At 66.2% G+C, this 26,322-nt stretch carries 24 protein-coding genes; 7 read left to right on the forward strand and 17 right to left on the reverse strand.

Annotated features, from left to right (window positions below; all coding sequences use genetic code 11):
• The first annotated feature begins 7 nt into the window (after positions 1-7).
• Positions 8-979: an LLM class flavin-dependent oxidoreductase gene (locus B8W69_RS04035; protein WP_085288688.1), complete on the forward strand. Its 972-nt coding sequence runs from the start codon at positions 8-10 to the stop codon at positions 977-979.
• Between the two features lie 72 nt (positions 980-1,051).
• Here the strand turns inward: B8W69_RS04035 and B8W69_RS04040 are convergent, their stop codons facing one another.
• The 7 genes from B8W69_RS04040 to B8W69_RS04070 form a co-directional block, all read right to left on the reverse strand.
• Entirely contained in the window at positions 1,052-1,510 is a 459-nt protein-coding gene (locus B8W69_RS04040) for a MaoC family dehydratase (protein ID WP_062895291.1), read from the reverse strand.
• Positions 1,511-1,585: 75 nt separating this feature from the next.
• The gene (locus B8W69_RS04045) at positions 1,586-2,824 is read right to left on the reverse strand and encodes an acetyl-CoA hydrolase/transferase C-terminal domain-containing protein (RefSeq protein WP_085288689.1); all 1,239 of its coding nucleotides are present in this window, start codon (positions 2,822-2,824) and stop codon (positions 1,586-1,588) included.
• A gap of 70 nt (positions 2,825-2,894) precedes the next feature.
• Positions 2,895-4,085: a thiolase family protein gene (locus tag B8W69_RS04050; RefSeq protein WP_085288690.1), complete on the reverse strand. Its 1,191-nt coding sequence runs from the start codon at positions 4,083-4,085 to the stop codon at positions 2,895-2,897.
• A 27-nt stretch (positions 4,086-4,112) separates the two neighbouring features.
• Entirely contained in the window at positions 4,113-5,261 is a 1,149-nt protein-coding gene (locus B8W69_RS04055) for a thiolase family protein (protein WP_062886642.1), read from the reverse strand.
• Positions 5,248-5,715 (reverse strand): Zn-ribbon domain-containing OB-fold protein, encoded by a 468-nt coding sequence (locus tag B8W69_RS04060; RefSeq protein WP_085288805.1) that lies wholly within the window; start codon positions 5,713-5,715, stop codon positions 5,248-5,250. Before B8W69_RS04060 ends, B8W69_RS04055 begins: the two co-directional genes overlap by 14 nt.
• Before the next feature lie 40 nt (positions 5,716-5,755).
• On the reverse strand, positions 5,756-6,718 hold the full coding sequence (locus B8W69_RS04065) for a VOC family protein (RefSeq protein WP_085288691.1): 963 nt from the start codon (positions 6,716-6,718) through the stop codon (positions 5,756-5,758).
• A gap of 1 nt (position 6,719) precedes the next feature.
• Complete coding sequence (locus tag B8W69_RS04070; RefSeq protein ID WP_085288806.1) at positions 6,720-7,931, reverse strand: CaiB/BaiF CoA transferase family protein; 1,212 nt, start codon at positions 7,929-7,931, stop codon at positions 6,720-6,722.
• Positions 7,932-8,796: 865 nt separating this feature from the next.
• Here B8W69_RS04070 and B8W69_RS04075 point away from each other — a divergent pair.
• On the forward strand, positions 8,797-9,387 hold the full coding sequence (locus tag B8W69_RS04075) for a TetR family transcriptional regulator (protein WP_062886633.1): 591 nt from the start codon (positions 8,797-8,799) through the stop codon (positions 9,385-9,387).
• A gap of 338 nt (positions 9,388-9,725) precedes the next feature.
• On the opposite strand, the gene B8W69_RS04080 is transcribed toward B8W69_RS04075, so the two are convergent.
• The 10 genes from B8W69_RS04080 to B8W69_RS04125 form a co-directional block, all read right to left on the reverse strand.
• Positions 9,726-10,463 (reverse strand): 1-acyl-sn-glycerol-3-phosphate acyltransferase, encoded by a 738-nt coding sequence (locus B8W69_RS04080; RefSeq protein ID WP_439330587.1) that lies wholly within the window; start codon positions 10,461-10,463, stop codon positions 9,726-9,728.
• Positions 10,464-10,576: 113 nt separating this feature from the next.
• Entirely contained in the window at positions 10,577-11,359 is a 783-nt protein-coding gene (locus tag B8W69_RS04085; RefSeq protein WP_439330583.1) for an SDR family oxidoreductase, read from the reverse strand.
• Between the two features lie 25 nt (positions 11,360-11,384).
• Complete coding sequence (locus tag B8W69_RS04090) at positions 11,385-11,642, reverse strand: hypothetical protein (protein WP_085288693.1); 258 nt, start codon at positions 11,640-11,642, stop codon at positions 11,385-11,387.
• Positions 11,639-12,790, reverse strand: coding sequence for an amidohydrolase family protein (locus B8W69_RS04095; protein WP_220084542.1), 1,152 nt, complete (start codon positions 12,788-12,790; stop codon positions 11,639-11,641). The genes B8W69_RS04090 and B8W69_RS04095 overlap by 4 nt, the downstream gene beginning before the upstream one ends.
• Positions 12,791-12,855: 65 nt before the next feature.
• A complete protein-coding gene (locus tag B8W69_RS04100; protein ID WP_245843101.1) occupies positions 12,856-13,842 on the reverse strand; it encodes a Rieske 2Fe-2S domain-containing protein in 987 nt (328 codons plus the stop codon).
• Between the two features lie 26 nt (positions 13,843-13,868).
• Positions 13,869-15,047, reverse strand: coding sequence for a cytochrome P450 (locus B8W69_RS04105; protein ID WP_085288696.1), 1,179 nt, complete (start codon positions 15,045-15,047; stop codon positions 13,869-13,871).
• Complete coding sequence (locus B8W69_RS04110; RefSeq protein WP_085288697.1) at positions 15,044-15,496, reverse strand: Zn-ribbon domain-containing OB-fold protein; 453 nt, start codon at positions 15,494-15,496, stop codon at positions 15,044-15,046. Before B8W69_RS04110 ends, B8W69_RS04105 begins: the two co-directional genes overlap by 4 nt.
• Positions 15,493-16,629 (reverse strand): thiolase C-terminal domain-containing protein, encoded by a 1,137-nt coding sequence (locus tag B8W69_RS04115; protein ID WP_085288698.1) that lies wholly within the window; start codon positions 16,627-16,629, stop codon positions 15,493-15,495. The genes B8W69_RS04110 and B8W69_RS04115 overlap by 4 nt, the downstream gene beginning before the upstream one ends.
• A 21-nt stretch (positions 16,630-16,650) precedes the next feature.
• Complete coding sequence (locus B8W69_RS04120; RefSeq protein WP_085288699.1) at positions 16,651-18,858, reverse strand: acyl-CoA dehydrogenase family protein; 2,208 nt, start codon at positions 18,856-18,858, stop codon at positions 16,651-16,653.
• 94 nt (positions 18,859-18,952) lie between these two features.
• Complete coding sequence (locus tag B8W69_RS04125; RefSeq protein ID WP_062886387.1) at positions 18,953-19,315, reverse strand: DUF4286 family protein; 363 nt, start codon at positions 19,313-19,315, stop codon at positions 18,953-18,955.
• 518 nt (positions 19,316-19,833) lie between these two features.
• Here B8W69_RS04125 and B8W69_RS04130 point away from each other — a divergent pair.
• From B8W69_RS04130 to B8W69_RS04150, 5 genes are all read left to right on the forward strand, one after another.
• On the forward strand, positions 19,834-20,424 hold the full coding sequence (locus B8W69_RS04130; protein WP_085288700.1) for a TetR family transcriptional regulator: 591 nt from the start codon (positions 19,834-19,836) through the stop codon (positions 20,422-20,424).
• A gap of 391 nt (positions 20,425-20,815) precedes the next feature.
• The gene (locus B8W69_RS04135; protein ID WP_062886349.1) at positions 20,816-21,631 is read left to right on the forward strand and encodes a mycofactocin-coupled SDR family oxidoreductase; all 816 of its coding nucleotides are present in this window, start codon (positions 20,816-20,818) and stop codon (positions 21,629-21,631) included.
• Between the two features lie 49 nt (positions 21,632-21,680).
• On the forward strand, positions 21,681-23,300 hold the full coding sequence (gene fadD12, locus B8W69_RS04140) for an acyl-CoA ligase FadD12 (protein WP_245843102.1): 1,620 nt from the start codon (positions 21,681-21,683) through the stop codon (positions 23,298-23,300).
• Between the two features lie 169 nt (positions 23,301-23,469).
• Positions 23,470-24,699 (forward strand): alpha/beta hydrolase, encoded by a 1,230-nt coding sequence (locus tag B8W69_RS04145; protein WP_165762545.1) that lies wholly within the window; start codon positions 23,470-23,472, stop codon positions 24,697-24,699.
• Positions 24,700-24,727: 28 nt separating this feature from the next.
• The gene (locus B8W69_RS04150) at positions 24,728-26,179 is read left to right on the forward strand and encodes a WS/DGAT/MGAT family O-acyltransferase (protein WP_085288702.1); all 1,452 of its coding nucleotides are present in this window, start codon (positions 24,728-24,730) and stop codon (positions 26,177-26,179) included.
• Positions 26,180-26,322 lie beyond the last annotated feature (143 nt).

A 26,322-nucleotide genomic window follows, 5' to 3' on the forward strand; every position in this document is an offset into this window, starting at 1 on the left:
TTCGGCGATGAAGGTCGGCGTGTACTTCGACATGCGCAACCCGCCCGCATGGCGCCAGGACTGGAATCGGCTCTACGGGTTCACATTGGAGATGTGCCAAGAGGCCGAGCACCTCGGCATCGACTCGGTGTGGACCAGTGAGCATCACTTATTCGAAGACGGCTACCTCACACAGCCGTTGACGATGTTGGCGGCGATGGGTGCCGTCACCCGGAAGGTTCGGCTCGGCACCGCCGTTCTGCTTGCACCGTTGCGCTCGGCGATTCAGATCGCCGAGGAGGCGACCATCGTCGACGTGATCACCGGCGGACGGGTCGACCTCGGTCTCGGTGCGGGGTACCGCCGTCCAGAGTTCGAACTGTTCGGGGCGGACATCTCCCGGCGCTACACCACGACTGACCGTCGGGTCACGGAGTTGCGGGAGATCTTCTCTGATGCCCGGCATGTGCCTGCACCGGTCCACGGTCAGATCCCGATCTATCTGGGCTACCAGGGGCCGAAAGGGGCCAGAAGGGCCGGGAAACTCGGTGCCGGTCTGCTGAGCGCGAACGGCGCTCTGTGGCCGCACTACCGAGAGGGGCTCGTCGCGGGTGGTCACGATCCGTCGGTGGGCCGCATGAAGGGCGCCTTCTCGGGTTGGGTGACCGAGGACCCCGATGCCGACTGGCCCGTGGTGAGCGAACATCTGCGGTACCAGCTCGACTCCTACCGGCGGTACATGGTCGAGGGCACCGACGCGCCGCTGCCCCGTCCGGTTGACCCCGACCGTATCCGCAGCGAATCCGACTTGGGCAGGGTGCTCGGGGCGTTCGTCCACAACACCCCCGAGGTTGTCGCCGCGTCAGTGCGCGCTTATGTCGACGACGCACCTGTCGAGGAGATCTTCCTGTGGTCATCCATCGCGGGAATGCCAGAGCAGTTGGTGGCCGATCACATCCGACTGATCGCCACCAAACTCAAACCGCTCCTCGCTCAATAGGCGACGACTCCTCGGGGGCAGTGCTGTTACGCAAAGCGGCCTGTTGCGGTCCGACCGCAACGCCGAGTTCGCTCAGAACACATACCGTGCGATCAGGTCGACGACTGCGGCCGGTTTGTCCGATCCGTCGATCTCGATGGTGTGGCGCACGGTCAGGTTCACGACGTTGTCGGCCGCGTTGGCGGCGTCGATCAATTCGGAGCGAACGCGGATCCGACTGTCCGCGGTGACCGCGGCGACAAAGCGCACTTTGTTGAGCCCATAGTTGACGCCCATCTTCGCGTTCTCGACGACGTAGTTGTCCTTGCTCATCTTCGGGATCAGCGACAGCAACAGGAAGCCATGTGCAACCGTGGCGCCGTAAGGGCTGTCGGACGCTGCGCGGTCGGCATCGACGTGTATCCACTGGTGGTCTTCGGTGACGTCGGCGAAGGCGTCGATGCGCGCCTGATCGATCTCCTTCCAGTTGCTCACTCCGAGCTCGTGGCCCACCAGTCGCAGTGCATCGTCGACGGACGCGATCACCTTCATCGGTGCTTCTCTCCTCTGTTGGGCACGCGCTCTCGCGTACCGATGGTCGGGTCCCGCCGCGGCGCCCGGAACCTGCTAGCGCGTGAACAGCTCGGTGATCAGGGTGCGGCGCTGCGCCCAGTCCGCTAAACGCACATCAACGCAACCGTTTTCGGTCACGATGATGTCGACGTCGAATGCCGGGGTCGACGCTGGCCGGCTCAACTGATCCACCAGCGGTGAGCGCCCGTTGAAGGTGGACCCGACGGCGATGATGGATAGACCGCCGCGGCTCAGTCGGCCGGCCCGGCAGTAGTCGGGGTGCCCGCCGATGCCGCCGACGACCTTGTCGGCGACCCCTTCGACGTTGACCTGTCCCGTGGGGTCGATTTCGATGGCGGTGTTGACCGTGATGAGAGGCTCGCCCTGGCTGAGGCGGGTGAGGTCGTGGGTGTGCGCGACGCCCCGCAGGATGGCGCGGCCATCGGCCCAGTCGTAGAGGACGTCGCTGCCCAGCAGATAGGTGGCCGAGGGTTCACCGACAAGCAGGCCACGCCGGTCGAGATCGACCACGGCGTCGGTGAGCAGTCCGGTGTCCAGGCGTAGCGGAACTTGTGCGCGCTGGAGCAGCGCGGTGCCCAGCTGGCCCGGCCCGTACTGTAGCCGGGCTCCCGCGGGCACGAATCTGAGCACCTCATCGGCGAGCGCGTGGTGCACCGCTTCGGGTTGCTTCTGCGGGAACTGATACGGGCCATCGCAACTGCGTCCGATGATGCGCACCTGATGGGGATTCAGCGGTGACTCGGCGCTCGCGGCCGGGGCGGTGCTGTCGATGACGGCCAGCACCGGGATGCCCGCGTCGATGAGCTCTCGCTGCCAGGACACCTCGGTGCTGAACAGGAGCTGGTCGCCGCGCTGCACCAGCCGGGTGATCAACACGTCGGGCCGCAACGGCCCGAGCAGCAGCGCCGGCTGCGCGGCGAGGCTGGTGGGCAGGAATCGTGCTGACGGGCTGCGCAGCACGGCCCGCATTCCCCAACCGGGCATCAACGCCACCACCTCGGCGAATGCATCCGGCTCGAGGCCGTCCAAGGGCGCGGTCAGCCAACTGAGCACCAACCGCATTGCACCGATGTCGCGTGCCGCCGCGCTCAGCGCGGCACCGAAAGCGGTGCCGTCGTCGAGTGTGCGCAGCTGGCCGACACCATCGCCGACCGCGACCGTGAAACCAGCGCCAGGCGGTCGTGACGGGGCTAACGCGTGTAACTCTGTGCGCAGCGTCGCGGCGAAGTCGCCGCGCCCATGGGTCAGGGTCACCGCGGCGCCGCCCGACATGGGAGTGTCTGCCTGCCGATGGTGGTCATGGACGTTCTTGTCGGATTTGTGTGCGGGGCATTGATTGCCGTCAGGCCACCTCGATCACCATGGCTGCACCCATTCCGCCGCCGGCGCACATGGACAGGACGCCGATGCCGCCGCCGCGGCGGCGCAACTCATAGATCGCCGAGGTGACCATGCGGGCCCCGGTCGCGGCGATTGGGTGGCCCAGACTGATGCCCGAGCCGTAGACGTTGACGATGTCTTCATCTAGACCCAGTTCGCGGGCGCAGGCCACGGCTTGGGCGGCGAATGCCTCGTTGATCTCGAACAGTGCGACGTCCTCGATCTTTCGCCCGGCCAGTTCCAGCGCCTTGGGGATCGCCGTGATGGGCGCGCTCCCGGTGCGGTTGGGCGCCACCCCGACCGCGTTCCAGGACAGCACGTTGGCCAGGACGTCGTTGCGTGTCGTCGGCGCGACCAGTGCCACGACGGCGGCCGCGTCGTTGATGCCCGAGGAGTTGCCGGCGGTCACGGTGAAGCCCTCGATCTCGGGGTGGAGCACTTTGAGACTCGACAGCGTCTCCAGGGTGCTGCCACGACGGGGGTGCTCGTCTTGGGCGAAGGTCGTGGTGCTGCCGTCGGCCTGCGGGACCTCGACCGGGATGATCTCCTCGACGAAGGCCCCTGCGTCGATGGCGGCGATGGCCCGCTGGTGGGAGCGCAGTGCCCACTGGTCTTGCGCTTCCCGTGAGATTCCGTATTGGACCGCGCAGTTGTGGGCCACCGTGATCGACATGTCCATTGCCGGCGCGTCCGGGGTCGGTGGGTGGGAGAGGGAGAACCACGGGCCGACCCAGTCGTCGGGGTCCTTGCCGGTGGTGAACGGCTTGCGCTTGCGCGACATCGGCGCCGTCGAGGCTGATTCGGCTCCGCCGGCCAGGATCGCCCGACCCATTCCTGCGGCGATCTGCCCGGCGGCGACCGCGATTGCGGTGAGGCTCGAGGCGCATTGGCGGTTCAGCGCGAGCCCCGGCAGTTGGGTCAATCCGAGATCGACCGCGACGTAGCGGGCGATGTCACCGCCGCCCTGCATGACCTCGGCCAGGATCAGGTCCTCGAAGTCGGTGGCGTCCATACCGGATCGATCGATGGCCGCGGCCACGACCGGCTTGGCGAGGTCCTTGGACTCGACGTTGGCCAGTGTGCCCCTGCGGGCGGTGCCGATCGGGGTGCGCGCCGCGGCGACGATGGCTGCGCGGCTGGTGGTTACGGCCATTTTCGGACTCCCATGGTTGTGTGTGGGTCAGGTCGACAGGATGGTGACCGCGGCGGTGCCGGGGGCGCCGTACAGCTGCGCATATCCGACCCGCGGTGCGTCCACTTGGCGTGCGCCCGCACGTCCGCGTAGCTGGGTGACGAGTTCGTAGATTTGCCGCAATCCCGACGCGCCAACGGGTTCGCCGTTGGCCAACAGGCCGCCGTCGGTGTTGACGGGCAGGCGGCCACTGATCTCGGTCTCGCCCGCTGCGATCAGCTTTTCCTGATCACCGTCGGCGCAGAAGCCGTTCTCGGCCAGATGGATGACCTCGGAGCCGGCGTCGGTGTCCTGTAGCTGGATCACGTCGACATCCTCGGGACCGATCCCGGCTTCCTCGAAGGCAGCCCGGGCCGCGAAGACCGTCGGACTGGGCGCCGGTGTGAGTGAGATCGACGGGCTCAGCACTTCCAGCGCGCCCGCGCGCCGGGAGAACAGTTGGGACGCCCGCAGGTAGATGGGCTGTTTGGTGTACTTGTGGGCTTGGTCAGCGCGGCACAGCACTGCGGCCGCCGCACCCTCGTCGGGCCCGCAGTACATGTACTGGCGCAGTGGATAGTTCAGGATCGGCGATGCGAGGATCTCCTGTTCAGCGACCGGTTTGCGCCGCCAGGCCGTCGGGTTGGCCGCGCCGTTGCGGAAGGCCTTAGCCGCAACCCGTGCCAGGGTTTCGTGGCTGATCCCGTAGTCGTGCATGTAGCGGTTGATCTTCATTCCGAAGAAGTGGGTGGTCAAGAACAGACCCGCTTGGCCATACCAATCCGGCAGCCCAGATACCGAGGGGTGATCGGAGAACGCTCCGCGGGGATGTTTGTCGAGGCCGATCGCGATCGTCAGGTCGTGGTCTCCTACGCGGATTGCGTTGGCGGCCATGGCCAGTGACGTGCCTCCGGTGGCGCATCCGGTGAATACCGCCCGCGCGGGTATGCCGGTCATACCGAGCAGCGCGGTGATGGCCTCAGGGTTCTTGACCTCCATGCTGCCGGCGTAGAGCGCCTGGATGTCCGTCCACGCCACCCCGGCATCGACGAGTGCGTCGTACACGGCCTCTTCGCCCATCTCCAGCGCCGACTTGCCGGGATAGCGGCCGAACGGGTGTAGACCCACCCCGACGATTGCGACGTCACTTGCGGCCATCGTGGTCTCCTTCTGCAGCGTCGTCACCGTCAGCCGGGGCGAAGGCGAAGATCATCGTTTGATCGCCGTCGGCGTTCGTGCCGAACGGCACGATCCGAAGCTCCATCGGCTGACCGATTCTCAGCTTCTCGGGGTCGCTCTCGGTGAGCCGGGTTTCCACCCGCAACGCTCCGGGCAGCTCGACATAGCCGATCGCGAACGGCGTGAACGTCGTCGCGTCGTCATCGCCGGCATACGGCGGCGCCGGAGGCCGGAATTGCTGGGTGGTGAACGTCCACAGCGTGCCGCGCCGCGGCAGCTCCACCGGCTCGAGCGCTTCGCGCCGGGTACCGACAATGCGGTGGGAGCGATACGGGAAGACGATCTGTCCGTCGGAGGATCGCCCGCCGATCAAAGCGGGATCCTCTGACGGCCAGGTGAACAATCCTTCAGCCAGCGGAACCTGTTGGCTCACGGTCACTATCCTCTCGGTGTCAGTACTGTCCACGCGGCCATCACCGCGACGGTGTCGGTGCGAAGAACGACAGGGGGCGTTCGACGAATTCGAACAACACCCCGTCCGGCGAGCGCAAGAAGGCGATGTAGAGTCCGTCGATCTTGGTGCCGGGCAGCGGGCACCACACCGGATCACCTTGCACGGCAATCCAATCCGGCAGCAAAGCCAGTGCGCCTTCTACGCTGTCCACCCGCAGCGCGCAGCGGTACAGTCCCTGGCTGTTGCCGCCGTCGGCCCTCGGGTGCCGGGCCGTGTCGGGATGCTCGACCACGGTGAGGGTGAACTGTGCGCCGTCCTCAGGCAAGCCGAGCCGCGCCACCACGCAGTCCACGGGTTCTGCGGTGCCGCCGGGGGCGAGCTGTTCGCCTGAGGCGGAGACCCGCGTGGGTCCGTCGATGACGGCGAACCCGATCTCGGTGAGGAAGGCGACGGTCGCCGCGGCGTCGATGGCTGCGATGCGGATGCCGCCGAACAGCGCCCCCTGGTGGGGGTCGGCGTCCGGGGGCGCCTGGGTGAGCTCGATCACCGCACCGTCGGGATCCAGGGCGAGCACCGACTCGGTGCCCGAGATGAGCCCGTCGATGGGATCGGAGACCCGTACTCCGGCGGCGCGTAGGTCCGTGCTGATAGCGGCGAGATCGGTGACCGACAGCAGCGTGGAGCGGATGCCGGGTCGCACCGGATCGGTGTTGGTGTCGCGCCGCAGCGGTGGGGTGCTCCACTCGATGGCTTCCAAAGCGCAACTGCGGCGGCCCCCGCGACCGTCGTAGAGGAACGCGGTCTCGGTGTAGGTGGGGCCATCCAGGCCCATGATGCTGCCGTCGCCGGGCACCTGGGGATCGGTCCGCATCCGCGTGGTCAGTCCGAGTACGCCGCCGTAGAGCTTCTCGGTGGCCTGCACCGAGGCGCAGTTGAGGTTGACGTGCAGGAAGCGGCGGGCGAGATCCTCGGAGATCGGCATGTCACAGCACCACCGAGTTGATCTTGAAGTCGATGATCTCGTCCTCGCTGAATCCCAGCTCGGCCAGCACGGCGTCGGTGTGCTCACCGTGTGCCGGCGCGCACGTGAGGTCCAGCGGTATCTCGTTGAACTGGGCGGGGCTTGCCGCCAGGGCGAACTCGTTGGCCTTGGCGTCGGTGACCCGAGGCAGGTACCCGTTGGCGATCACCTGCGGATCGCTGTGCACCTCGTGGGCGGTGCGCATGACGTCCCACACACCATCGAACCCGGCGAACGCCTTCTCCCAGTGCGCAAGGTTCTCCGACGCGAAGCTCTCCCGCAGTTCGGCGATGCACTGCTTGCGGTTGCCGAACCGCGCGGTGGCATGGGCGAAGCGCTGGTCGTCGATCAGGTCGGTGCGGCCCAGTCGGGTGCAGAAGTCCGACCAGAATCGGTCGGCCTGCAGCAGCACGAAGGCGATGAACCGGTTGTCGCGCGTCCGGTAGATGCTGGCCACCGGGTTGGGCATCTCGTCGAGGTTGAACTTGGGGATGTCCTGTCCGGTGACGCCGGCGCCGACGATGTCGGGGCCCAGCTGCCAGATTGCGGCGTTGAGCAGCGAGACGTCGACGACCGATGGCTCACGGGTGCGTTCGCGTTTCACCAGGGCTGCGGCAATACCGGCCGCGAGCGCCAGACCTCCGTAGGAGTCACCGAAGCCCGGTCGCTGAATCGGCGGATAGCAGCCGGTACCGTCGGCGTACGCATCGCCGATGCCGCCGCGCGCCCAGTACGCGGCCAGGTCGAAACCGCCCTGGGCGGTCAGGTCCCCCTTGGTGCCGTAACCATGGCCGCGGGCGTAGATGATGGTGGGGTTGCGGGCGCGGATCTGGTCGACGTCGATGCCCATCCGCTGTCGGGAGTCGGGCAGCAGGTTGGTGATGAAGACGTCGGCGGTCTCGATCAGCCTCATCAGCAGTTCAAGGCCTTCGGCGGTGGAGGTATCCAACCCGACACTGCGCTTGCCGCGGTTGGGCTGCTCGACGAAGTGGTTCACTCCCCCCGCGCCGGTGACGATCCCTGAGCTGATGAGCCCGCGCTGCGGGTCGCCTGTCTCGGGATGCTCGACCTTGATGACGTCGGCGCCCCAGTCGGCAAGCACCGCGCCGGCGGCCGGGACGAACGTCCACGCGGCCAGCTCGACCACACGGATCCCGCTCAACACGTCAGTCATAGCGTCCATCGGTTCATCGGTTGAGTGCTGACGGCCGGCGTCAGTCGACTAGCAATGCGATCAGCCTGTGGATGGGGCACGAGTCCCCCATCACGTGGCGAAGCTGCGGTCAGCACACTCACCCGGGCATCGTAACCCGGTTGTTGACGTTTTTGTCAAATGGCGGGTCGCGACGGGCGCTAGCCTTTCGTGCGGCCAACATCTAGCCACTTCAGAGGCGCTTCAGCGGGATTTTGACAATAATGTCAACCGTGGCCGAGCTGGGGTTCGATCCATTGAGGCCCGGGCGCGCAGGACCGTTGTGCCGTCCGGGTGGACGTCGTGGTGTCGGGCTGCCTCATAGCTGTGCATCGGCCCCTGGCGTCTTTCTGGTGTCTCGCTGCGCGTGGCTTGTCGTCCTTTGGGGCGACCCTGGGCGAACGCCGCCTGGACGTCAGCGGGTGGCGCGTCTTCGATGACTCGCCCAACGATGACTGCGCGGCGGCGGGCTTCGCGAGCGCGGGCGCGGTCGATGCTGTGCCGAGATCGGCGACTGGGCGAAGTCCATCGTGATGGTCTCATTGCTGAGATCGCTTGCAGGTGATCGTCATTCAGTGTCGCTCGCCGCCTCTTGGGCTGAGGAACGACCGCCGGAAAGCTGCGTGACCGAGGCTAGCGAAGGAGGTCTGCCGAGGCGCGCGGTTACCGTTGGCCCGGCTTGGCGGTGCGAGCAGAATTGCCTGCATGTTCCAGCCCAAGCCTGATTGGACTTTGGCAATACACTGTCATAGTTGGCGTCGGAGCCTCTGCGCGGCGGGGGTGTCAAATCTGGGCCGACGCCGTGGTTGTCGCTGTCGGGACATCGGAGACAGTCGAGGAGGGGCGGATGGCGCGAGGCGATCGTTCACCGCGTGACGAGCATGCTGATCGGACGCGGAATGCGCTGCTGGAGGCCGCCCTGAATCTGTTCAGCGCCAACGGGTACGACGCGACTACCACCGATCAGATCGCCGAGAGCGCGGGCGTTTCGCCGCGGACCTTCTACCGGTACTTCCCCGGCAAGGAGTCGGTGCTGTTTTTCGGTGAGTACGACTTCATCGACGCCGTCAGCGGGGTCTACCTCGCGCAGCCCGAGGAGCTATCCGACTTCGAGGCGCTGGCAAGCTCGTTCGCGTTGCTTGCGCCGGGGCTTAAGCGCATTCGCAAGCGGATCGCGCAGTACCACGAAGCGGTCGCCTCGTCGCTGGTGCTGATGGGCCGGGAGCGCAGTAATCACGAGGCCAATGCCACGACAGTGGCGAAGGTGATCGCCCAACGGCGGCATCTGCCGGCACCCGACGACGAGTGCCGTTTGCTGGCGGCCGTCGGGATGCTGCTGGTCCAACGTGCCCTCGATCAATGGTTGTCGACACCGGGTCGCGCTCTCGACGATCTGATCCGTCAGGAGTTCGCGGCGCTGCCCGCGGTATTGAAGTAGCGGCCCCGCTGACCCTGACGGTCATCGGAGGGTGGGGCCGTCGGGGCCGCGTCCGCCGGTTGCCGGCACTGGACTTGCCCTTTCAGAACGACCCGCGGTCTGTCGAGCAAAGCTCACGTGTGGCACCGCTCTGCCGGATCGTTGACTACATGTGGGGCGGGGAGTTGCGTTCCCCGCGCATCACGTGATGCTGGCGGCTTCCGCGGACGTGTGAGCTGGTGGTGTCACGGGCCCGTGGGCTGGTCCGGCTGGCGGCCACTCATGCCTCGAAAAGGGGGGTTGTTGCGGCCCGCCTGGGTCAGTGCAGTGCGCCCACAGTGCCCGGTGCCCGGTGCCGTTCAGCCCAGCACCGGGAAGCGGCGCTCGTCGGCCAGACTGTCCAGGGCCTGCTGCATGACGTGGCGGACATGGGCGTCGACCTGGTCGATGTCGGGGTCGGCGCCGAACTGGGCGAGGATGTCGATCGGTTCGAGGACCTGGGTGACGATCTTGGTGGGCAGGGGCACGTTGACCGGCAACAGGATGCTCAGTCCGAAGGGGAATCCGAACGAGATGGGCAAAATCTTCAGCCGCAGCTTGTCGAGCCCGAGCAACTTGGCCAGCCCTTCACCGCGCGACAGATAGAGCTGGTTCTCCTGCCCGCCGATGGATACCGCGGGGACGATCGGCACTGCAGCGTTGAGCGCCGCCTTGACGTACCCAGTTCGGCCATTGAAGTCGACGATGTTGGCTGACCGGGTGGATCGGTAGACGTCGTAGTCACCGCCGGGGAATACCACGACCACCCCGCCGGCACGCAGGGCCGCATCGGCGTTGTCGTGATTGGCGCGGATGAAGCCTGTCTTGGACAAGATGTCGCCGGCCGGGCCGGTGATAAGGATGTCGTGACTGAGTGTGTAGACGGGCCGGTCGTAGCCGAACTTGTCGTAGAAGCCGGTCGCGAACACCGGGACATCCAGCGCGAACAACCCGCCCGAGTGGTTGGACACTACCAGCGCCCCGCCAGGCGGAAAGGATTCCAGACCGCGCACCCGGGAACGGTGATAGCCCTTGATGATCGGCCGAATCCAGCCCATCACCCGCTCGGTCAGCTCAGGGTCCCACTTGGTGACCTCCGAGGAGCTGGTATCGCTCGATCCCACTTTCCCCCTTCGGTTCATTAAGCATCGTCGGGTGTGGCGCCTGCGTGTTATTTCGGGGTGAAGCGTTGCGCGCCGTCGAGCCGCAAGACCTCGCCGTTGGCGTAGCCGTTGGTCAGCAGGAACGTAGCCGCGTCGGCGAATTCTGCGGGGGATCCGAGCCGCTTCGGGAATGGCACGTTCGCAGTGAACTTGGCGATGGCGTCTTCGCCGACCGATTCCATGATCGGCGTCTTCATGGTTCCCGGTGCGATGGTGTTGACCCGGATGCCCACCGAACTGAGATCGCGGGCCGCGGCGATGGTCAACCCGATGACTCCGGCCTTGGCCGCGGCATAGGCGGTCTGCCCGATCTGGCCCTCATAGCCCGCGATCGACGCGGTCAGCACCAGCGCGCCCCGCTCACCATTTTCCCGGGGTTCGGCCGCGGCGATCGCGGCGGCCACCAACCGGGCCACGTTGTAGGTGCCGTTGAGGTAGAGGTCGATCGTCTTGGTGAAACCAGCCATATCCGCCGGGCTGCCGTCGCGCTGCACGATCCGTTGTGCCACACCGAAACCGCCGTGTGCCACGACCGCATAACGCAGTTGACCGAGCTGGTTGGCCTCCTCAATCGCGCCGAGGATGCTGTCCTCGCTGGTCACGTCGGTGCTCACGAACAGCGCCCGGCCGCCCAGCTCGTCGGCTAGCGCCTTGCCCTTGTCGGCGGCGAGATCAGCGATCACCACACCTAAGCCGTCGGCGTGCAGCCGGCGAACCGTCGCCTCGCCCAGACCGCCGGCGCCGCCGCTGACGATCGCCGAGGCACCTTCGAATTGCTGCACCTTCACCATTACTGACTCCTTGGGTTGGGACGGACTAGCCGTCGAGATAGTCGTTGTATTCGGCGCGGACTGACTCCATCGCGTTGAGGCGGCGGGCCAGCAGGGTGATCTCGGCGTCGATCTGGGCAGGATCGCCCGAGCTTGCCTTCACTTCGTCGAGCCGAGCGTGGGTGCGCTCGATCTCCTCGACGAGGCGCTCGCGGGCCTCGTCTTTGGTGAGGAGATCCTGGTCGGTCCAGTCCGACCGAGGAAGCTGCTCAACCCTCCCCACGTCGTCGCCGGCGGGGGTCACGCCACCCGCGGAAAGTTGTAGAACTCACGGGCATTGAGCTCGACGATCTTGTGGGCCTCGTCGTCGGGCACGTCCTTGAGGGCCTGCGCGGCCCGGTCGCGGCTCTGCGGCCAGAACGAATCCGAGTGCGGGTAGTCACACTCCCAGGTGATCTGGTCGACACCGATGTGGTGGCGGACCTCTACGCCGAAGTCGTCCTCGATGAAGCAGCCATGAAAGTGCTTCTTCCACAGGTAGCTCGGCGGATGGTCTTGGTTGACGTTGTTGTAGAAGCGGTGCTTGCGCCACACGCTGTCGGCGCGCTCCAGGATGTAGGGGATCCACCCGACGCCGCCCTCGCTCAGGCCGATCTTCAACTTGGGATGCCGGTACAGCGTGTGGCTGAACAACCAGTCGGTCAGTGCGGTCATCGACATGGTGCCCATCAGCGTGACGAACACGGCGAAAGGGGCATCCGGAGCAATCGGCGGCGGGAACCCGCCGGAACCGAAGTGCTGAGCCAACACCAGGCCGGTGTCCTCCATCGCCGAGAGCAGCGGGTCCCAGTGATCGGAGTGCACTGACGGCAATCCCAGCTTGTCGGGCAGGTCCGGGAAGGTCACGCATTTCGCGCCCTTAGCGGCGACGCGGTGGATCTCCTTGACGCTGGCCTCGACGTCCCAGAACGGCAACATCGCAACCGCGACGAACCGATCGGGCGCGGTGGCGGCCCACTCGTCGAGGTGAAAGTCGTTCCACGCTGCCGAGCACAGCCGTGCTAACTCTTTGTCCTCGCCCTCGTGGAACACCGCGCCCGCGAACCGAGGAAATGACGGGAAGCAGGTCATCGCCTGCACGCCGTCGATGTCCATGTCGGCGACCCGCGCCTTGGGGTCATAGCAACCCGGGATCATGTCGTCGTAGCGCACCGGCTCGACGCCGTACTCCTCGGGCTTCTTACCCGCAACCGCGTTCAGCCCGATGTAGGGGTAGATCCGGCCCTCGTACTCCCAGACCTGACACATCGCCTTGGTGTCGGGACGCTCCCATTCGATGATCTTGGGACCCGCCTCCAAGTATTTGGTGGGCAGTCGATCACTCCAGACCGTCGGGTGCTCGATCAGGTGATCGTCGACGGAGATCAATTCCATCCAGGGCTGTAGCGGCACGGGTGCCTCCTTTGTCGGGGTGAGTAGAACAGCAGGGGAAATGCATCCGGGTTTTTCTTGCGGGTCTATTGGGGGGCTGTGACGACGTCAGGTTTCGGGTAGAAGCCGCGCGCCCAGTGGCGCAGCCGTTGAAAGCCCGCGGCCTCGGTCGGCGCGAGCCCCGGTTTATCTAGGTACTGCTGGTGATCCCAGATCTTGATGTCGTCGGGCAGCGCCATTTTGGCGACCCGGAGTCGTTCGTCGTAGTTCTCACCCTCGGAGATCCAGTAGGTCGCGAAGATGTCGGACGTGGCGTCGTCGACGGGCGTTGTGCAGATCGCGATGACCCGCACACCGTCGGCGGTGTGCTCACCGTTGAAGCTGACCCCGATTCCCGACCAGCGGATCTCGATGGTGTTGTGGGTGTCGCCGGGGCGGTCGTCGCCGTTGACCCATCGCCGGCCGAACCCCACCTTGGCGTGCCAGGTCTCTTCGGTGACGTGCTCGGTGAGCACGACGGGGCTGATCGGGGTGCGGTGGACGAATTGGAAGTGGTGGGGGTCGACGCCGTTCTCCGCGACGGTCTGCGGGTGCACGTGGATTCCGGGAAACAGGGCGCGTTCCTGGCTGCCGACCGCTCGGTAGCACCGACTGCTGACGTGCTCGCCGAGGGTTTCGAGCGCGTGGGGTAGCTGCCAGAGCGGATCGCGGCGTTGCACGTCGTGCCAGAGATAGAGGCATTCGTTGATTTCTGACACCGGCCAGGCCCGTACCCGTCGTCCCCGGTTGGGGCGTTGCTCGTAGGGGATGCGGACGTTGCGGCCGTTGCCGTCCCAGACCCAGCCGTGGAACGGGCACTGGATCCCGTCCTCGACCACACAGCCCCCGACGGACAGATTGGCCCCGAGGTGTTGACAGTGCGCGTCGAGGACGTGGACGTCGCCGTCCAAGTCTCGGAAGGCGACTAACTCGGTCCCGAAATAGTGCAGTGGCTTCACCGCGCCGACGGCGAGATCGGAGCTCCAGCCGACCTGGAACCATCCGGTCGGCTGCATCGTCGGCAACTCGCTCACGCAGCGCATCCGCCCGTCGTGTCGATTCAGTGGGTTGGCAGGACGAGCGGGACGGCGTCCAGGCCCATGGTGGCGTGTGGCCACGGCACGGTGGGCTGGGCGCCCTCGCGAAGCGCGTAGTCGGGGATGCGGTTGTGCCATTCCTCGAGGATCAGGCGCAATTCGAGGCGGGCCAGGTGCGATCCCAGGCAACGATGCGGGCCGCGGCTGAACGCGAAATGGGGTGGCTGCTTGTCGAGATGCACGGTGTCTGGGTCTGGATATTGGTGGGGGTCGCGGTTTGCGCCGCCCAGACTGATCAGGATGGTGGTGTCCTTGGCCACGGGACACCCCGCTATTTCGACGTCCTCGGTGGCAACGCGCGGCGCGAACGGAACCGGGCTGTCGACTCGGAGCTGCTCCTCGATGAAGTACGGAATCAGGGAGTAGTCAGCGGTGAGTGTATGTCGCAGTTCCGGGTCCGCGGCCAGCCTCGCAAAGGAGAACCCCAAAGCGGACGTCACGGTATCGAGGCCGGCAAGGACGAACAGGAAGCACAGCCCGAGGATCTCCGGGTCGGTGAGCCCGCCCTCATCATCGAGCGCGGTCAACTGCGAGAGCAGGTCGTCACCCGCGGGGTTGGCGCGCCGCGCCGCAATGTGCTCGTTCAGGTAGGTGTAGAGCTCGAGGGCGAGCGCCAAGACCTCCGGGGTCGGCTCGCCGCTGGCGGGGTTGGTGAACTCCAGGATCGAGTCCTTCCAGTGCACCAGGCGGTCGCGGTCTTCTAGCGGCAACCCGAACAGTGTCAGGAAGACCTGGGTAGGAAACGGGACGGCGACGTCGGCGAGAAACTCACACTCCCCCCGTTCCTTGATGGCATCGATCAATTCGCCCGCCTGCCGCCGCAGCTCGGGTTCGCGTTCGGCCATCTTTCGCGGACTGAAAAACGGGTCCAACAGCCGTCGGAACCGGGTGTGATCGGGGGGGTCGATGGCGATCGGAACCAAAGGGACCGGGCTGCCGAGGCGGTCGAACGCCCGGGCCGAGGAAAAGAGTTCGGGTCGCTTCGCCACGAACTCGACGGCCGCAGCGCTGGTCAGCACCACCTGCTCGCGACCTTGCACGACCTCGCCGTGCTGGCGCAGCTGCTGCCACGCCAGTGTTCTGTCCCGGGTGAAAGGTAGATCGTCGACGTCGAAGGTGGCGTCGGTGCTCATGTCGGTCATGCTGGCGTGGTCCCGTCGTTCGCGAGCCGGATGGTGAATTCGGGTATGCGGTAACCACTGTCACCGAGGTCGACGATGCGGGCCTGCACTGGTTGGCCGATCCGCACGTCGGCGGGGTCGGCGTCGATGACCGCATTGATACGTAGGCCGGGCTGTTCGTCGAGTTCGATGAGGCCGACGACGTAGGGCGGTATGCGACCGGGCACCAGCGCTTGGCGTATCACGATGTAGCTGAAGACGGTGCCCCGTCCGCTGACTTCTTCAAAGTGCACCGGGCCGCCGGTGTATCGGCTGCGTTCCAGCGGGGGGTGGATCCACTTGCCGGTGTCGTCGCAGCGACACAGCATCAGCTTGCCGGCCTTGAGGCCTTCCCAGTACGGCGCCGAGTCCGGGTCGGGTACCGGGATCGGCGGCATCAGTAGCGGATTGGTGGCCGGGGGTGATGTCATGGCTTCTCCCTGCTGTAGACGTTAGCGCCGCCGAACGGGCCGCCGCCGGCAGTGACGAGAGCGAGTTGGGCGCCGTCGACCTGGCGCACACCGGCCGCGTGACGCAACTGCAGTGCGGCTTCGTAATGGTGGTTGAGGCCGTGAATGTAGCCTTCGGACAACAGGCCGCCGTGGGGGTTCACCACCACGTCACCGCCGTAGGTCGCGCGGCCGGTGGAGAAGAACTTGCCGACCTCGCCCTTCTCACAAAATCCGAACCCTTCCATGGTGGCCATCACCGTGTAGGTGAAGCAGTCGTACATGCAGGCCAGATCCATATCCGCCGGGTTCAGCCCCGTCTTCTCCCAGATCTTGGGACCGGCTGTGCGCGAATACATTTCGGTCGGATCGCTCCACTCCGTCCAACCGGCACCGCCTTGAGAGTTGGACGAGCCGACGAGCCACATCGGATCCTGCTTGGCGTTGCGGGCGATGTCCTCGCCCGCAATCAGGATGGCCACCGCGCCGTCGACCTCGGAGGTGCAGTCCAGCACCCGGAACGGCTCGTTGATCCAGCGCGCCGCCAAATAGTCATCCATCGACAGCGGCTCGCGGCGTAGCGCGTGCTCATTGGGCCCGGCGTGCTTACGCTGGGTGATCGCGATCTGCCCCAGATCCTCTGAGGTGGAGCCATATTCGTGTTGGTGGCGGCGCGCCCACATGGCAAACCATTGCGGCGGTACCATGAACCCCGACGCGGTGTCGAACTGGTCATGGTGGGGCACCTGCATCGGTCCCTCGATGTGGCCGAAGCGATGTCCGGAGCGGCCGTTGAGTGAGCGGTACACCAGCACGGCCTTGCAGATCCCGGCCTCGATCACCGCGGCGGCGGTCGCGACCTGGTCGGCCACCAGATTCCCGCCGCCGAACATGGCGTTGGCCCACGCCAATTCCTCGATGCCCAGCGCCCACCCGACGAAGATCGGCTGTTCGGAGTCGTTGGCCATGAAGGTGCAGATCCCGTCGATGTCGGCAGGTGTCAGCCCGGCGTCGTCGATGGCGTCGCGGCAGGCGGCGACAGCCATCCCGCGGGTGGTGCGACCGGAGTTCTTCGAGTAAGTGGTGCGGCCGATTCCGATGACGGCACAGGTCATGTCATTTCTCCAGTCATCGCGTTACTTGGTGATCGGTGCAGGCGCCGGGTCCCTGGGCAGGCCCAAGATTCGTTCGGCGATCAGATTTCTGACGACTTCGGAGGTGCCGCCGGCGATGGTCAGGCAGCGGCTGAACAGGTAGTCGTGCACCACCGTCCCGGCGGCCTGCCGGCCCAGCGGGTCGCCGCTGACGGCCTGGCAGCCGTCGGGTCCGGTCAACAGGGCCGGTCCAGCGATGCGCAGCGCGAGTTCGGCGACGCGCTGGGCGTGCTCGGCGCCGAAGAGTTTGGCGATGTTGCCTTCGATGCCGGGTCCGGATTCGAAGACCGCGCGCGCAGCTTGGCGCAGGTTCACCGTCGCCAGGGCGTAGGCCTCCACGAGCAGCGCCCCGACCTCGCCGGCCAGCCGGTGACCGTTGCCGCGGTGACGCGCCAACAGATCGAGCAGGTCCTCGGCGACCATGGTCACCGAGCCGCCGCCGATCGACACCCGCTCATTGCCCAGAGCCGCCATGGCCACCCGCCAGCCGTTGTTGACCTCGCCGACCACGCGATCGTCGGAGACGAACACCTCGTCGAAGAAGACCTCGTTGAAGAGGGCTTTCCCGGTGATCTCCCGCAAGGGACGGATCTCGATACCCGGTGCGGACAGGTCGATGATCATGGCTGTAATGCCCTTGTGCTTGGGCACATTCGTGTCGGTGCGCACCGTGGCCAGCCCGAGCTGGCAGTTCACCGCGTCGCTGGTCCACACCTTCTGGCCGGTGAGCGTCCACCCGCCGTCGGTGCGGACGGCCTTGGTGGACACCGCAGCCGCATCCGAGCCGGCTCCCGGTTCACTGAACAGCTGGCACCACCGCTCCTCACCCTCCAGGCTGGGCCAGATGAACCGGTCGATCTGTTCAGGGCTGCCGTGTTGCAACACCGTGGGCACCATCCACTCGCCCAGACCCAGGCTGGGGCGTTCCACGCCGCGCAGCTCCTGCTCGATGATCAGCTGCTCGATCGAGCCGGCGGCGCGGCCGTAGGGTTTGGGCCAGTGCGGCACCAGATATCCGGCGTGAGCCCACAGCTTCTGCTGCGCGGCGGGTTCGGTCTTGGCCAGCTCTGCCCGGAAGTCCCTTACCGCCTGCCGGTACTGTTCGGCTTCCGGCGGTAGGTCCAACGACGTGCCTTGGCGTGCACCGCCGATCTGCAGGGCTGCGACGTCATCGCGGAGCGCGTCCTCGCCGCCGGCGAACGCCAGCAGCACCGTTGCGCGGCGGACGTAGAGGTGGGCGTCGTGTTCCCAGGTGTAGCCGATGCCGCCGTGGATCTGGATGTTTTTCAGCGCCGCGCGTTGATAGGCGGGCAACACGTGCCCGGCCGCCATCGTCACCGCCAGCTCGGCCTCGGATGCCTTGGTGCGGGCCGCATCCCAGGTGGCGGACACGGCGAGCTCGGTGTCGACCAACATGTTGGCGCAATGGTGCTTGATCGACTGAAAGGACCCGATCGGGCGGCCGAACTGTTCACGGGTGGCCGCATAGACGCTGGCCATCTCGGTGCACGCGGTCAGACCGCCGACGGCTTCGGCCGCGGCCAGCAGGCGCACCGTCCGGGCCGCAACGCGGGCCGCCCCGGGGAAGCTGTCCGCCACCGGCGCCGACACCAAGTTGGCCACGGTGATCGGGCGCATCACCTGATCGACGGAGTCGCTTCGCGTTGTACTCACCGCGTCGCCCGCCTCGACGAGCACCAGATCGTCCCCGACCGGAATGAGGAACAGATCGGCGTCTCGCTCCCCGAGGGTCGCGATTGCGTCAGCCGCGACTGCCGATCCGCTCAGCGCGGCATCACTGGTGGTGCCGACCGCGGCCACGACGTCGCCGGACACCAGCTTCGGGAGCCAATGTTGTCGTTGCTCCTCGGTGCCGACCTCGGCGATGACTGCCGAGACGGCCACCGTGGGCAAAAACGGTCCCGCAATCGCGGCGCGGCCGAGTTGTTCGAGCACAATGGTCAGCTCGGGTAGTCCGAAGCCCTGACCCCCGTAGCGTTCGTCGATGTGCAAACCAAGCCAGCCGGTGGAGACGATCTCCTTCCACAGGCCGTCGTTCTGCCACCAGCGCCCGCTGTCGTCCGCGTCGAGCAGGATGCGGCGCGCGGCTGCGGTTCCGCCGCGACCGGCGACCAGTGATTTGGCGACGTCGGCGAGTGCACCGTGGTCTTCGGTCAACGCCAAGGGCATGATGCGGCCTCACTCATCGGGACGAACAGCGAAAGGTCGTGAGTTCGAGCGGATCTCGCCCGCACGCGTGTCGCGTGGAACGGGGACCCAGCCGTCATGTCGCTACCCGGCGTTCGCCGCGGGGGGTCCAGCCGGTCAATGACACGGTGCTCAGGTCCAACGTCTCGCCCAGCGTCAACGTGCCCGCCATGACCCGCTTGAGGAACTCCGCCATGACGGCGTCGGGCTCGCGATCGAGTTCGTAGACCACGAGATAGCGGTGCGTCGGCGGCGGTAGCTGTGCGGGCAGGTCCTCGTCCTCAGGCACCTTGACCTCGGACAGGTCATAGCGCTGGGCGGCCACGACACCGGGAACGTCGAGAACCTCCGGCACGTGCGTGGAGTCGTACCACGCATTGAATGCGTCGTCTTGACCCTCGATGGGGTTGCTCAACACAAGGAACACGTTCTCCGCCACGCACACGCCTTTCGGGCCGATGGATTCGAAGCCTGGCTTCGTTAGCGAGAGTATGGCAGAGGACTGTCATAGTCAATGTACGGCTGCGGGCTCGGCGTCCGATCGACAGCGACCTGCGTCGCCAACCGTCGTGCGCGCCCCGGCGCGCGTGGCCTCCCTGCGCGCGTCGATGCCAGCGCACGGCTTGCGCGATGATGCGCGCGCTTCCCGGGATTGGTGGCGCCAAGCCGGTGAATAGCCTGTTAGGAACCGTTATTTGAATGCCTGGACCGGCCTGCATAGGGTTGCTTCGTCGCTACGCGCCGGCACGGCGCGATCACATTCTCCGATACCCCGCCCGCCGCCGGCACCGACAGCTGCGTGCAGTGCTTGTGATCCGGCTATCACCGCCAACCGTAGAGGATTTTGACAGTTCACTGTCATACTGTCGGAATAGACGAGGGCTTGCCCGTGGTGCGGGGATCCTTCGAGGCCACTGTCACCCAGACCCGCACATCGGCTTGAGGAGGTGCGCAGCGATGGTGCGCGGTGAACGCTCGCCCCGTGGCGATCACGCCGATCGGGTGCGTAGCACGCTGGTCGACGTCGCACTCGATCTCTTCAGCGCGCAGGGATACGACGCAACGACCACCGACGAGATCGCCAAGGCGGCCGGCGTGTCCACGCGAACGTTCTTCCGTTACTTCCCCACCAAGCAGTCCATCTTGTTCTTCGGAGCCTATGACTTCATCCAAGGATTCCGGGGGGTCTATCTCGCCCAACCGACGTCGGTGTCAGACCTCGACGCCATGACCGAGTCGTTCGCGTCGCTGGCAATCGGCCTGAAACGGATCCGCCGCCGCGTCTCGCTCTATCAGAAAGCGGTCGCCACCTCTGTGGTCCTGCGCGGTCAGGAACGCCAGGACCAGGATGGCAATGCACAGATCGTCGCGATGGCGGTCGCAGAGCGCCGCGGGCTTCCGACGCCGGATGCCGCGGCGGAGGTACTCGCCGGGGTCGGGCTGCTGCTGCTCGACCGTGCCGTCAAGCGGTGGGTATCGGGCCCCGATCACACCGTCGACGACCTCGTCCGGCACGAGTTCGCCGCGTTATCGGCCGCCTTGCGCTAGTTTCCTCGATGCCCCGAGGCCTGGCAGGTGACTGCCATATTGTCTTATCGGCGACGCGCTGGATTCAGCGTCGATTCGTGCCGTGGCGGTACGACGCCCGGCGATGCGGGTGATCAGTGAAGAACGTCGGACTGAAGACGTTGAACTGCGGCGATAATTCCTGTTTGGACAACGTGACAGGCCCGCCGCTCGATGGTGATCGGCGTCCTCGTGTTCTCTGCGGCTACCCGTGAGATTCGGCTGAGCTCCCGAGAAGCACCGTCTTGACCTTTGACACTTGGCTGCCATACTGTCGGTATCCCGCGGCGTGGGCTGCTGACAGCTGTCCACGCGGACCTCACTCCCAGCGAGGCGACATTGCGCGGCACAAGAGCGAAAAGGGTTGACGAGCATGGGTGTGTTGGACGGTCGGGTTGCTTTCATCACCGGCGCCGCGCGCGGGCAAGGACGTGCCCACGCGGTGCGGTTGGCTGCCGACGGCGCCGACATCATCGCGTTGGACATCTGTGCCGATATCGCGTCGATGGACTATCCCAACGCCACCCGGTCGGATTTGGACGAGACGGTCAAGCTGGTCGAGGGTGCCGGCCGGCGCATCGTGGCGCGTCAGGCCGATGTCCGCGACGGCGACGCGGTGGAGGCGGTCCTCGCCGACGGCCTCGCCGAATTCGGGCGCTTGGACATCGTGATCGCCAACGCCGGCATCATCCGGCTGTCCGGTGGTGGTGACGACCGGCAGGTGTTCCGTGACATCGTCGACGTCAACCTGACTGGGGTGTGGAACACCGTGCATGCCGCGATCCCGACCCTGATCGAGGGCGGGCGCGGCGGATCGATCGTCATCACCAGCTCCAGCGCCGGGCTCAAAGCCACCGGCACCGACCGGACCGGCGGTCAGGCCTATTCAGCCGCCAAGCGAGGACTCGTGGGTCTGATGCAGGTGTGGGCCAACGACCTGGGGAAACATTCCATCCGGGTGAACACCATCCACCCCACTGGGGTGGCGACCGGCATGGTCATGAACGAAGCGATGGGCAAACTGCTCGAGTCCGGGGACGTCGCGATCGAGGCGATGCAGAACGTGTTGCCGATCCCGATGCTGATGCCCGAAGACGTGGCGAACGCGGTGGCCTTCCTGGTCTCCGATGAAGCCAAGTTCATCACCGGAACGGCCTGGCCCCTTGATGCCGGCTTTGCCGTGCGCTGAACGCCGCGGCTACTCACTGAGCACGGCGCGACTGTTTTGGTGGCGCGTCGTGACTGATCTCTACGCCCTGACAGCGACCTTCGTCCGCGCCGGGCTTGTAACGGTCCTGCGCCCCGACAAATACCTTCGGATCCTCTCCGCGGTGCGGCGTGAAGGAATGTCGGCGACGGCGGGTTTTGCGATCGCCGCGGCGCGGTGTCCGCACCGGCCCGGTCTGATCGATGAACTCGGGACATTGAGCTGGCAAGAACTCGATCGGCGTTGCAGCGCGTTCGCGGCCGCCCTGCAAGCGCGGCGCAGCGGACCGCCGGCCACGATCGGCGTTATGTGCCGCAATCATCGTGGCTTCGTCGAAGCCGTCGTTGCGGCCAGCAGAATCGGCGCCGACGTTCTACTGCTGAATACGTCGTTCGCGGGCCCCGCCTTGGCTGAGGTCGTGGCGCGGGAACGCGTTGAGGTGGTTGTCTTCGACGAGGAGTTCACCGAGACGGTCGAGCACGCAATGGCGGCAGACCCCGACGTGCACCGCATCGTGGCGTGGACCGATGATCCCGCCGCTCACGAGGTGACGGTCGAGAAGATGATCACCGCCTATCGCGGGCAACGCCCCTGGCCGGCGACGCGCACCGGCAAACTGATCCTGCTGACCTCCGGGACGACGGGACTCCCCAAGGGCGCCAGGCATTCCGGTGGTGGGCTCCGGGCTGTCGAGGCGATCCTGAACCGGACGCCGTGGCGCGCTGAAGAGACGACCGTCGTGGCGGCACCGATGTTTCACGCCTGGGGTTTCGGGCAGTTGGTGCTCGCGGCGATGATGGCGTGCACCGTGGTTACGCGCCGCAAGTTCGATCCCGAGGCCACCCTGGACCTCGTCGACCGATACCGCGCCACCGGGCTGGCCGTGGTTCCGGTGATGTTGGACCGAATCATGGACCTGCCCGACGATGTCCGCAACCGCTACAGCGGGCGCTCGCTGCGGTTCGCTGCCGCATCCGGTTCACGGATGCGGCCTGATGTGGTGATCGCCTTCATGGACCAGTTCGGCGATGTCATCTACAACAACTACAACGCCACCGAAGCCGGCATGATCGCCACCGCCACCCCGGCGGATTTACGCGCGGCGCCCGATACCGCCGGCAGACCTGCTGAGGGCACCGAAATCCGGATCCTGGACGCCGATTTCACCGAATTGCCGACCGGTGAGGTGGGCGGCATCTACGTCCGCAACTCGACGCAGTTCGACGGCTACACCTCGGGGACCACCAAGGACTTTCATCAAGGATTCATGTCCTCCGGAGACGTCGGCTACCTCGACGAGGCAGGCCGGTTGTTCGTCGTCGGGCGCGACGACGAGATGATCGTCTCCGGAGGGGAGAACGTCTATCCGATCGAGGTGGAGCGAGCGTTGGCGCTACATCCCGCCGTGGAAGAGGTCTCGGTCATCGGTGTCGATGACGAGCAATACGGGCAACGTTTGGTCGCGTTCGTGGTGTTGGCCGAATCCGCGACAGTCACCACGGATGCACTCAAGCAGCACGTCCGCGACACCTTGGCCAACTACAAGGTGCCGCGTGAGATCGCTGTCCTGGCAGAGCTGCCGCGCAGCAGCACCGGCAAGATCCTGCGCGCCGAACTGCAAGCGCGCGTCTCCACCACCGACAGTGGGTGAACCCGACTCTGCAGCGGACCACCCTGCGGCAACCGTCACCCCGACACAGAACGGAACCCGTGGCAACGATCGAACGACGACTGAAGAGTTCTCGGCAACGACGTGACGGCACGCCATGGTGAAATATCCGTTGCCGACGGCGCCGCGACGCGACGCCGAAGGTGCCGAAATGATTTCGACCGACCGCGAGGGCACCACCCCGGGCCTGCGGTCAGTGGCCAAATGGGTCGTGCGCGCCCGCGCCACCGATTACATTGTGGCGCTGGCAACCTCGTATGGATCGATACCGATGATCGGCAGGTATTTTCAACCGTTCGGGGGCGCCGCCGCCGTGGGCGTGTGGGGGTATCGGCATGCCCCTGACTTCGTGTCCGCGGCGGTGCGGTCGCGGCTAGCGCCGGGGGCGGGCGAACTGCGCAAGCGGGAGCGCGATCAGACCAGAGAAGCCGCTGAAGCCGTCCTGGCCGACGTGACGCCCGACCGCACCTCCGTCGAGTGGCCCGCTCCCGAGCGAATTGCGCCGCTGTTCAAAGCCGGTCAGCAACGCAGAGATTATCTCTATCGACGGTCAGTCCCCTACGGCGAGAGCCCCGGCCAAGTCCTCGACGTGTGGCGGCGCCGCACCCTGCCGGCCGACCCTGCGCCGGTCCTGATCTTCGTGCCGGGCGGCGCATGGGTGTACGGCAGCCGCGTGATGCAGGGCTACGCACTGATGTCGCATCTGGCCGAACGGGGCTGGATCTGCCTATCGATCGATTACCGGGTTGCGCCCCAGCACCGCTGGCCAAGGCACCTACTCGACGTCAACGCCGCCGTGGCGTGGGCCCGCGCGAACGCCGACCAATTTGGCGGGGACACCGAGTTCGTCGCGATCGCAGGCTGTTCTGCCGGTGGTCACCTCTCGGCGCTGGCCGCCCTCAGCTGGGACGACCCCCGCTTTCGCGGTGACCTACCGCCGGGTGCCGAGACGTCGGTGGACGCGGTGGTGAGCATGTACGGCCGATACGATTGGGAGGACCGCTCGACACCGGAACGCGACAAGTTCGTGGACTTCCTTGAACGTGTGGTGGTGCGGCGTCGCTACACGCGCCACCGCAACATCTTCCGTAGCGCATCGCCGATCGCGCGCGTACGGCCCGACGCGCCGCCCTTCCTCGTGGTGCATGGCACGGCCGACACCGTGATCCCGGTCTGGCAGGCGCGGGCATTCGTCGACGCATTGCGCGCCACGTCACAAGCGGCTGTCGGCTACCTCGAGTTACCTGGCGGTCACCACGGATTCGACATGACCGACGCGACACGCACCGCCACAGCCGCAACCGTCATCGGCATCTTCCTCGACCAGGTCCGGCAAAGCCACGCCGAGCGGACAGCAAACCCGATATACAGGCACCACTGACCCTGCGATCGCCGCGGAGGTGTGAATTGTGAAGCGGCTCAACGGCTGGGATGCGCTGATGTTGTACAGCGAGACACCCAACATCCACATGCATACCCTCAAAGTCGCCGTCATCGACGCCTCCAACCATCCCGGCGACTACACCTTCGAACTGTTCCAACGGACACTGGGTCGCCGCCTGCACCTCCTGGAGCCACTGCGCTATCAGCTCGTCGACATGCCCTTCAAACTGCATCGCCCGATGTGGCTGGAAAACGCGCGAATCGACCTGGACTACCACGTGCGCCGCGCCCGGGTGGCAGCACCGGGAGGCCGCCGAGAACTCGACACCCTGATCGGCGAGATCACCGCTAGCCCCCTGGACCGCACCCGTCCGCTGTGGGAGTTCCACTTCGTCGAAGGCATGGCCGACAACCGCTTCGCGGTGATCGGCAAGGTGCACCACGCCCTGGCCGACGGGGTGGCCTCCGCCAACCTGATGGCACGGGCCATCGACACCCGCAGCACCAGCCGTAGCGAACGCGACAACGACGGCGGCAGCGTCCCACCATCCACGGGTGTCCTGCTGCGCGCCGCGGCCCGCGATCACCTCGACCAGATCCGTGAACTGCCCGCCCTGATCACCAGCACCGTTAACGGAATCACCCGCGTTCGCCGTCGATCTCGCGAACGCGATCACAACGCAACCATGGCCAAAAATTTCCGTCCTCCCCCGACATTCCTCAACCACCTCGTACCACCCGGCCGAACGTTCGCCAGCGCCACGCTGTCACTGGCTGACGTCAAGGCGACCAGTAAGCACTTCGGCGTCACGATCAACGATCTCGTTCTGGCGACCGCCGCGGGGGCACTGCGAGAACTGCTGCTGCGCTACGACGGTCGCGCTGCCGAGCCGATCATCGCGTCGGTGCCGGCCAGCCTCGACACCTCACCCGACCGCATCGTCGGCAACCAACTGGGGGCGATGCTGGTGTCGCTGCCAGTACACCTCGACGACCCGGTGGAACGGGTGACGCTCAGCCACGCCGCAGCCGGGATCGCCAAGGAGAACTTCCACCTGCTGGGGCCCGCGATCATGAGCCGGTGGTCGGCCTACCTGCCGCCGCCGGTCGCGCCCCGCGCATTCGCCTGGCTGGCCCGCCACGAAGCGCAGAACATGCTGATGAACGTGCCGATCTCCAACGTGCCCGGCCCCAGGGAACGGGGAACGATTGCTGGGGCACCGATGACAGAGATCTACTCCGTCGGACCAGTCATGAACGGCAGCGCAATGAACATGACGGTGTGGAGCTACGTCGACCAGTTCAACATCTCCGTGATCGCCGACGACCACACGTTTGCCGACACCCACGAGGTCACCGATGCAATGACTCGTTCCTTTGCCGAGATTCGCAGTGCTGCCGGGCTTTCCGGAGCGCTCACCGCAGTGGGTACGGCGATGGCTCATGTCACACCCGACGCTCAGCGACACCCTCGGTGAACTACCCGCTTTCCAGTGGCCTGCCGTGCTCATGGCCGGGCTCCTCGCTGAGCTGATCTGACCCTCGCGCCGAAGTGGTGCGTCCGTCGTCGGCACTGGGTGCCGGTGCTTAGCGCACCGCCGGCCGAGTGCCCCCGGCTGCA

The sequence above is a fragment of the Mycolicibacterium vulneris genome (genome assembly GCF_002104765.1).
GTDB lineage: Bacteria > Actinomycetota > Actinomycetes > Mycobacteriales > Mycobacteriaceae > Mycobacterium > Mycobacterium vulneris.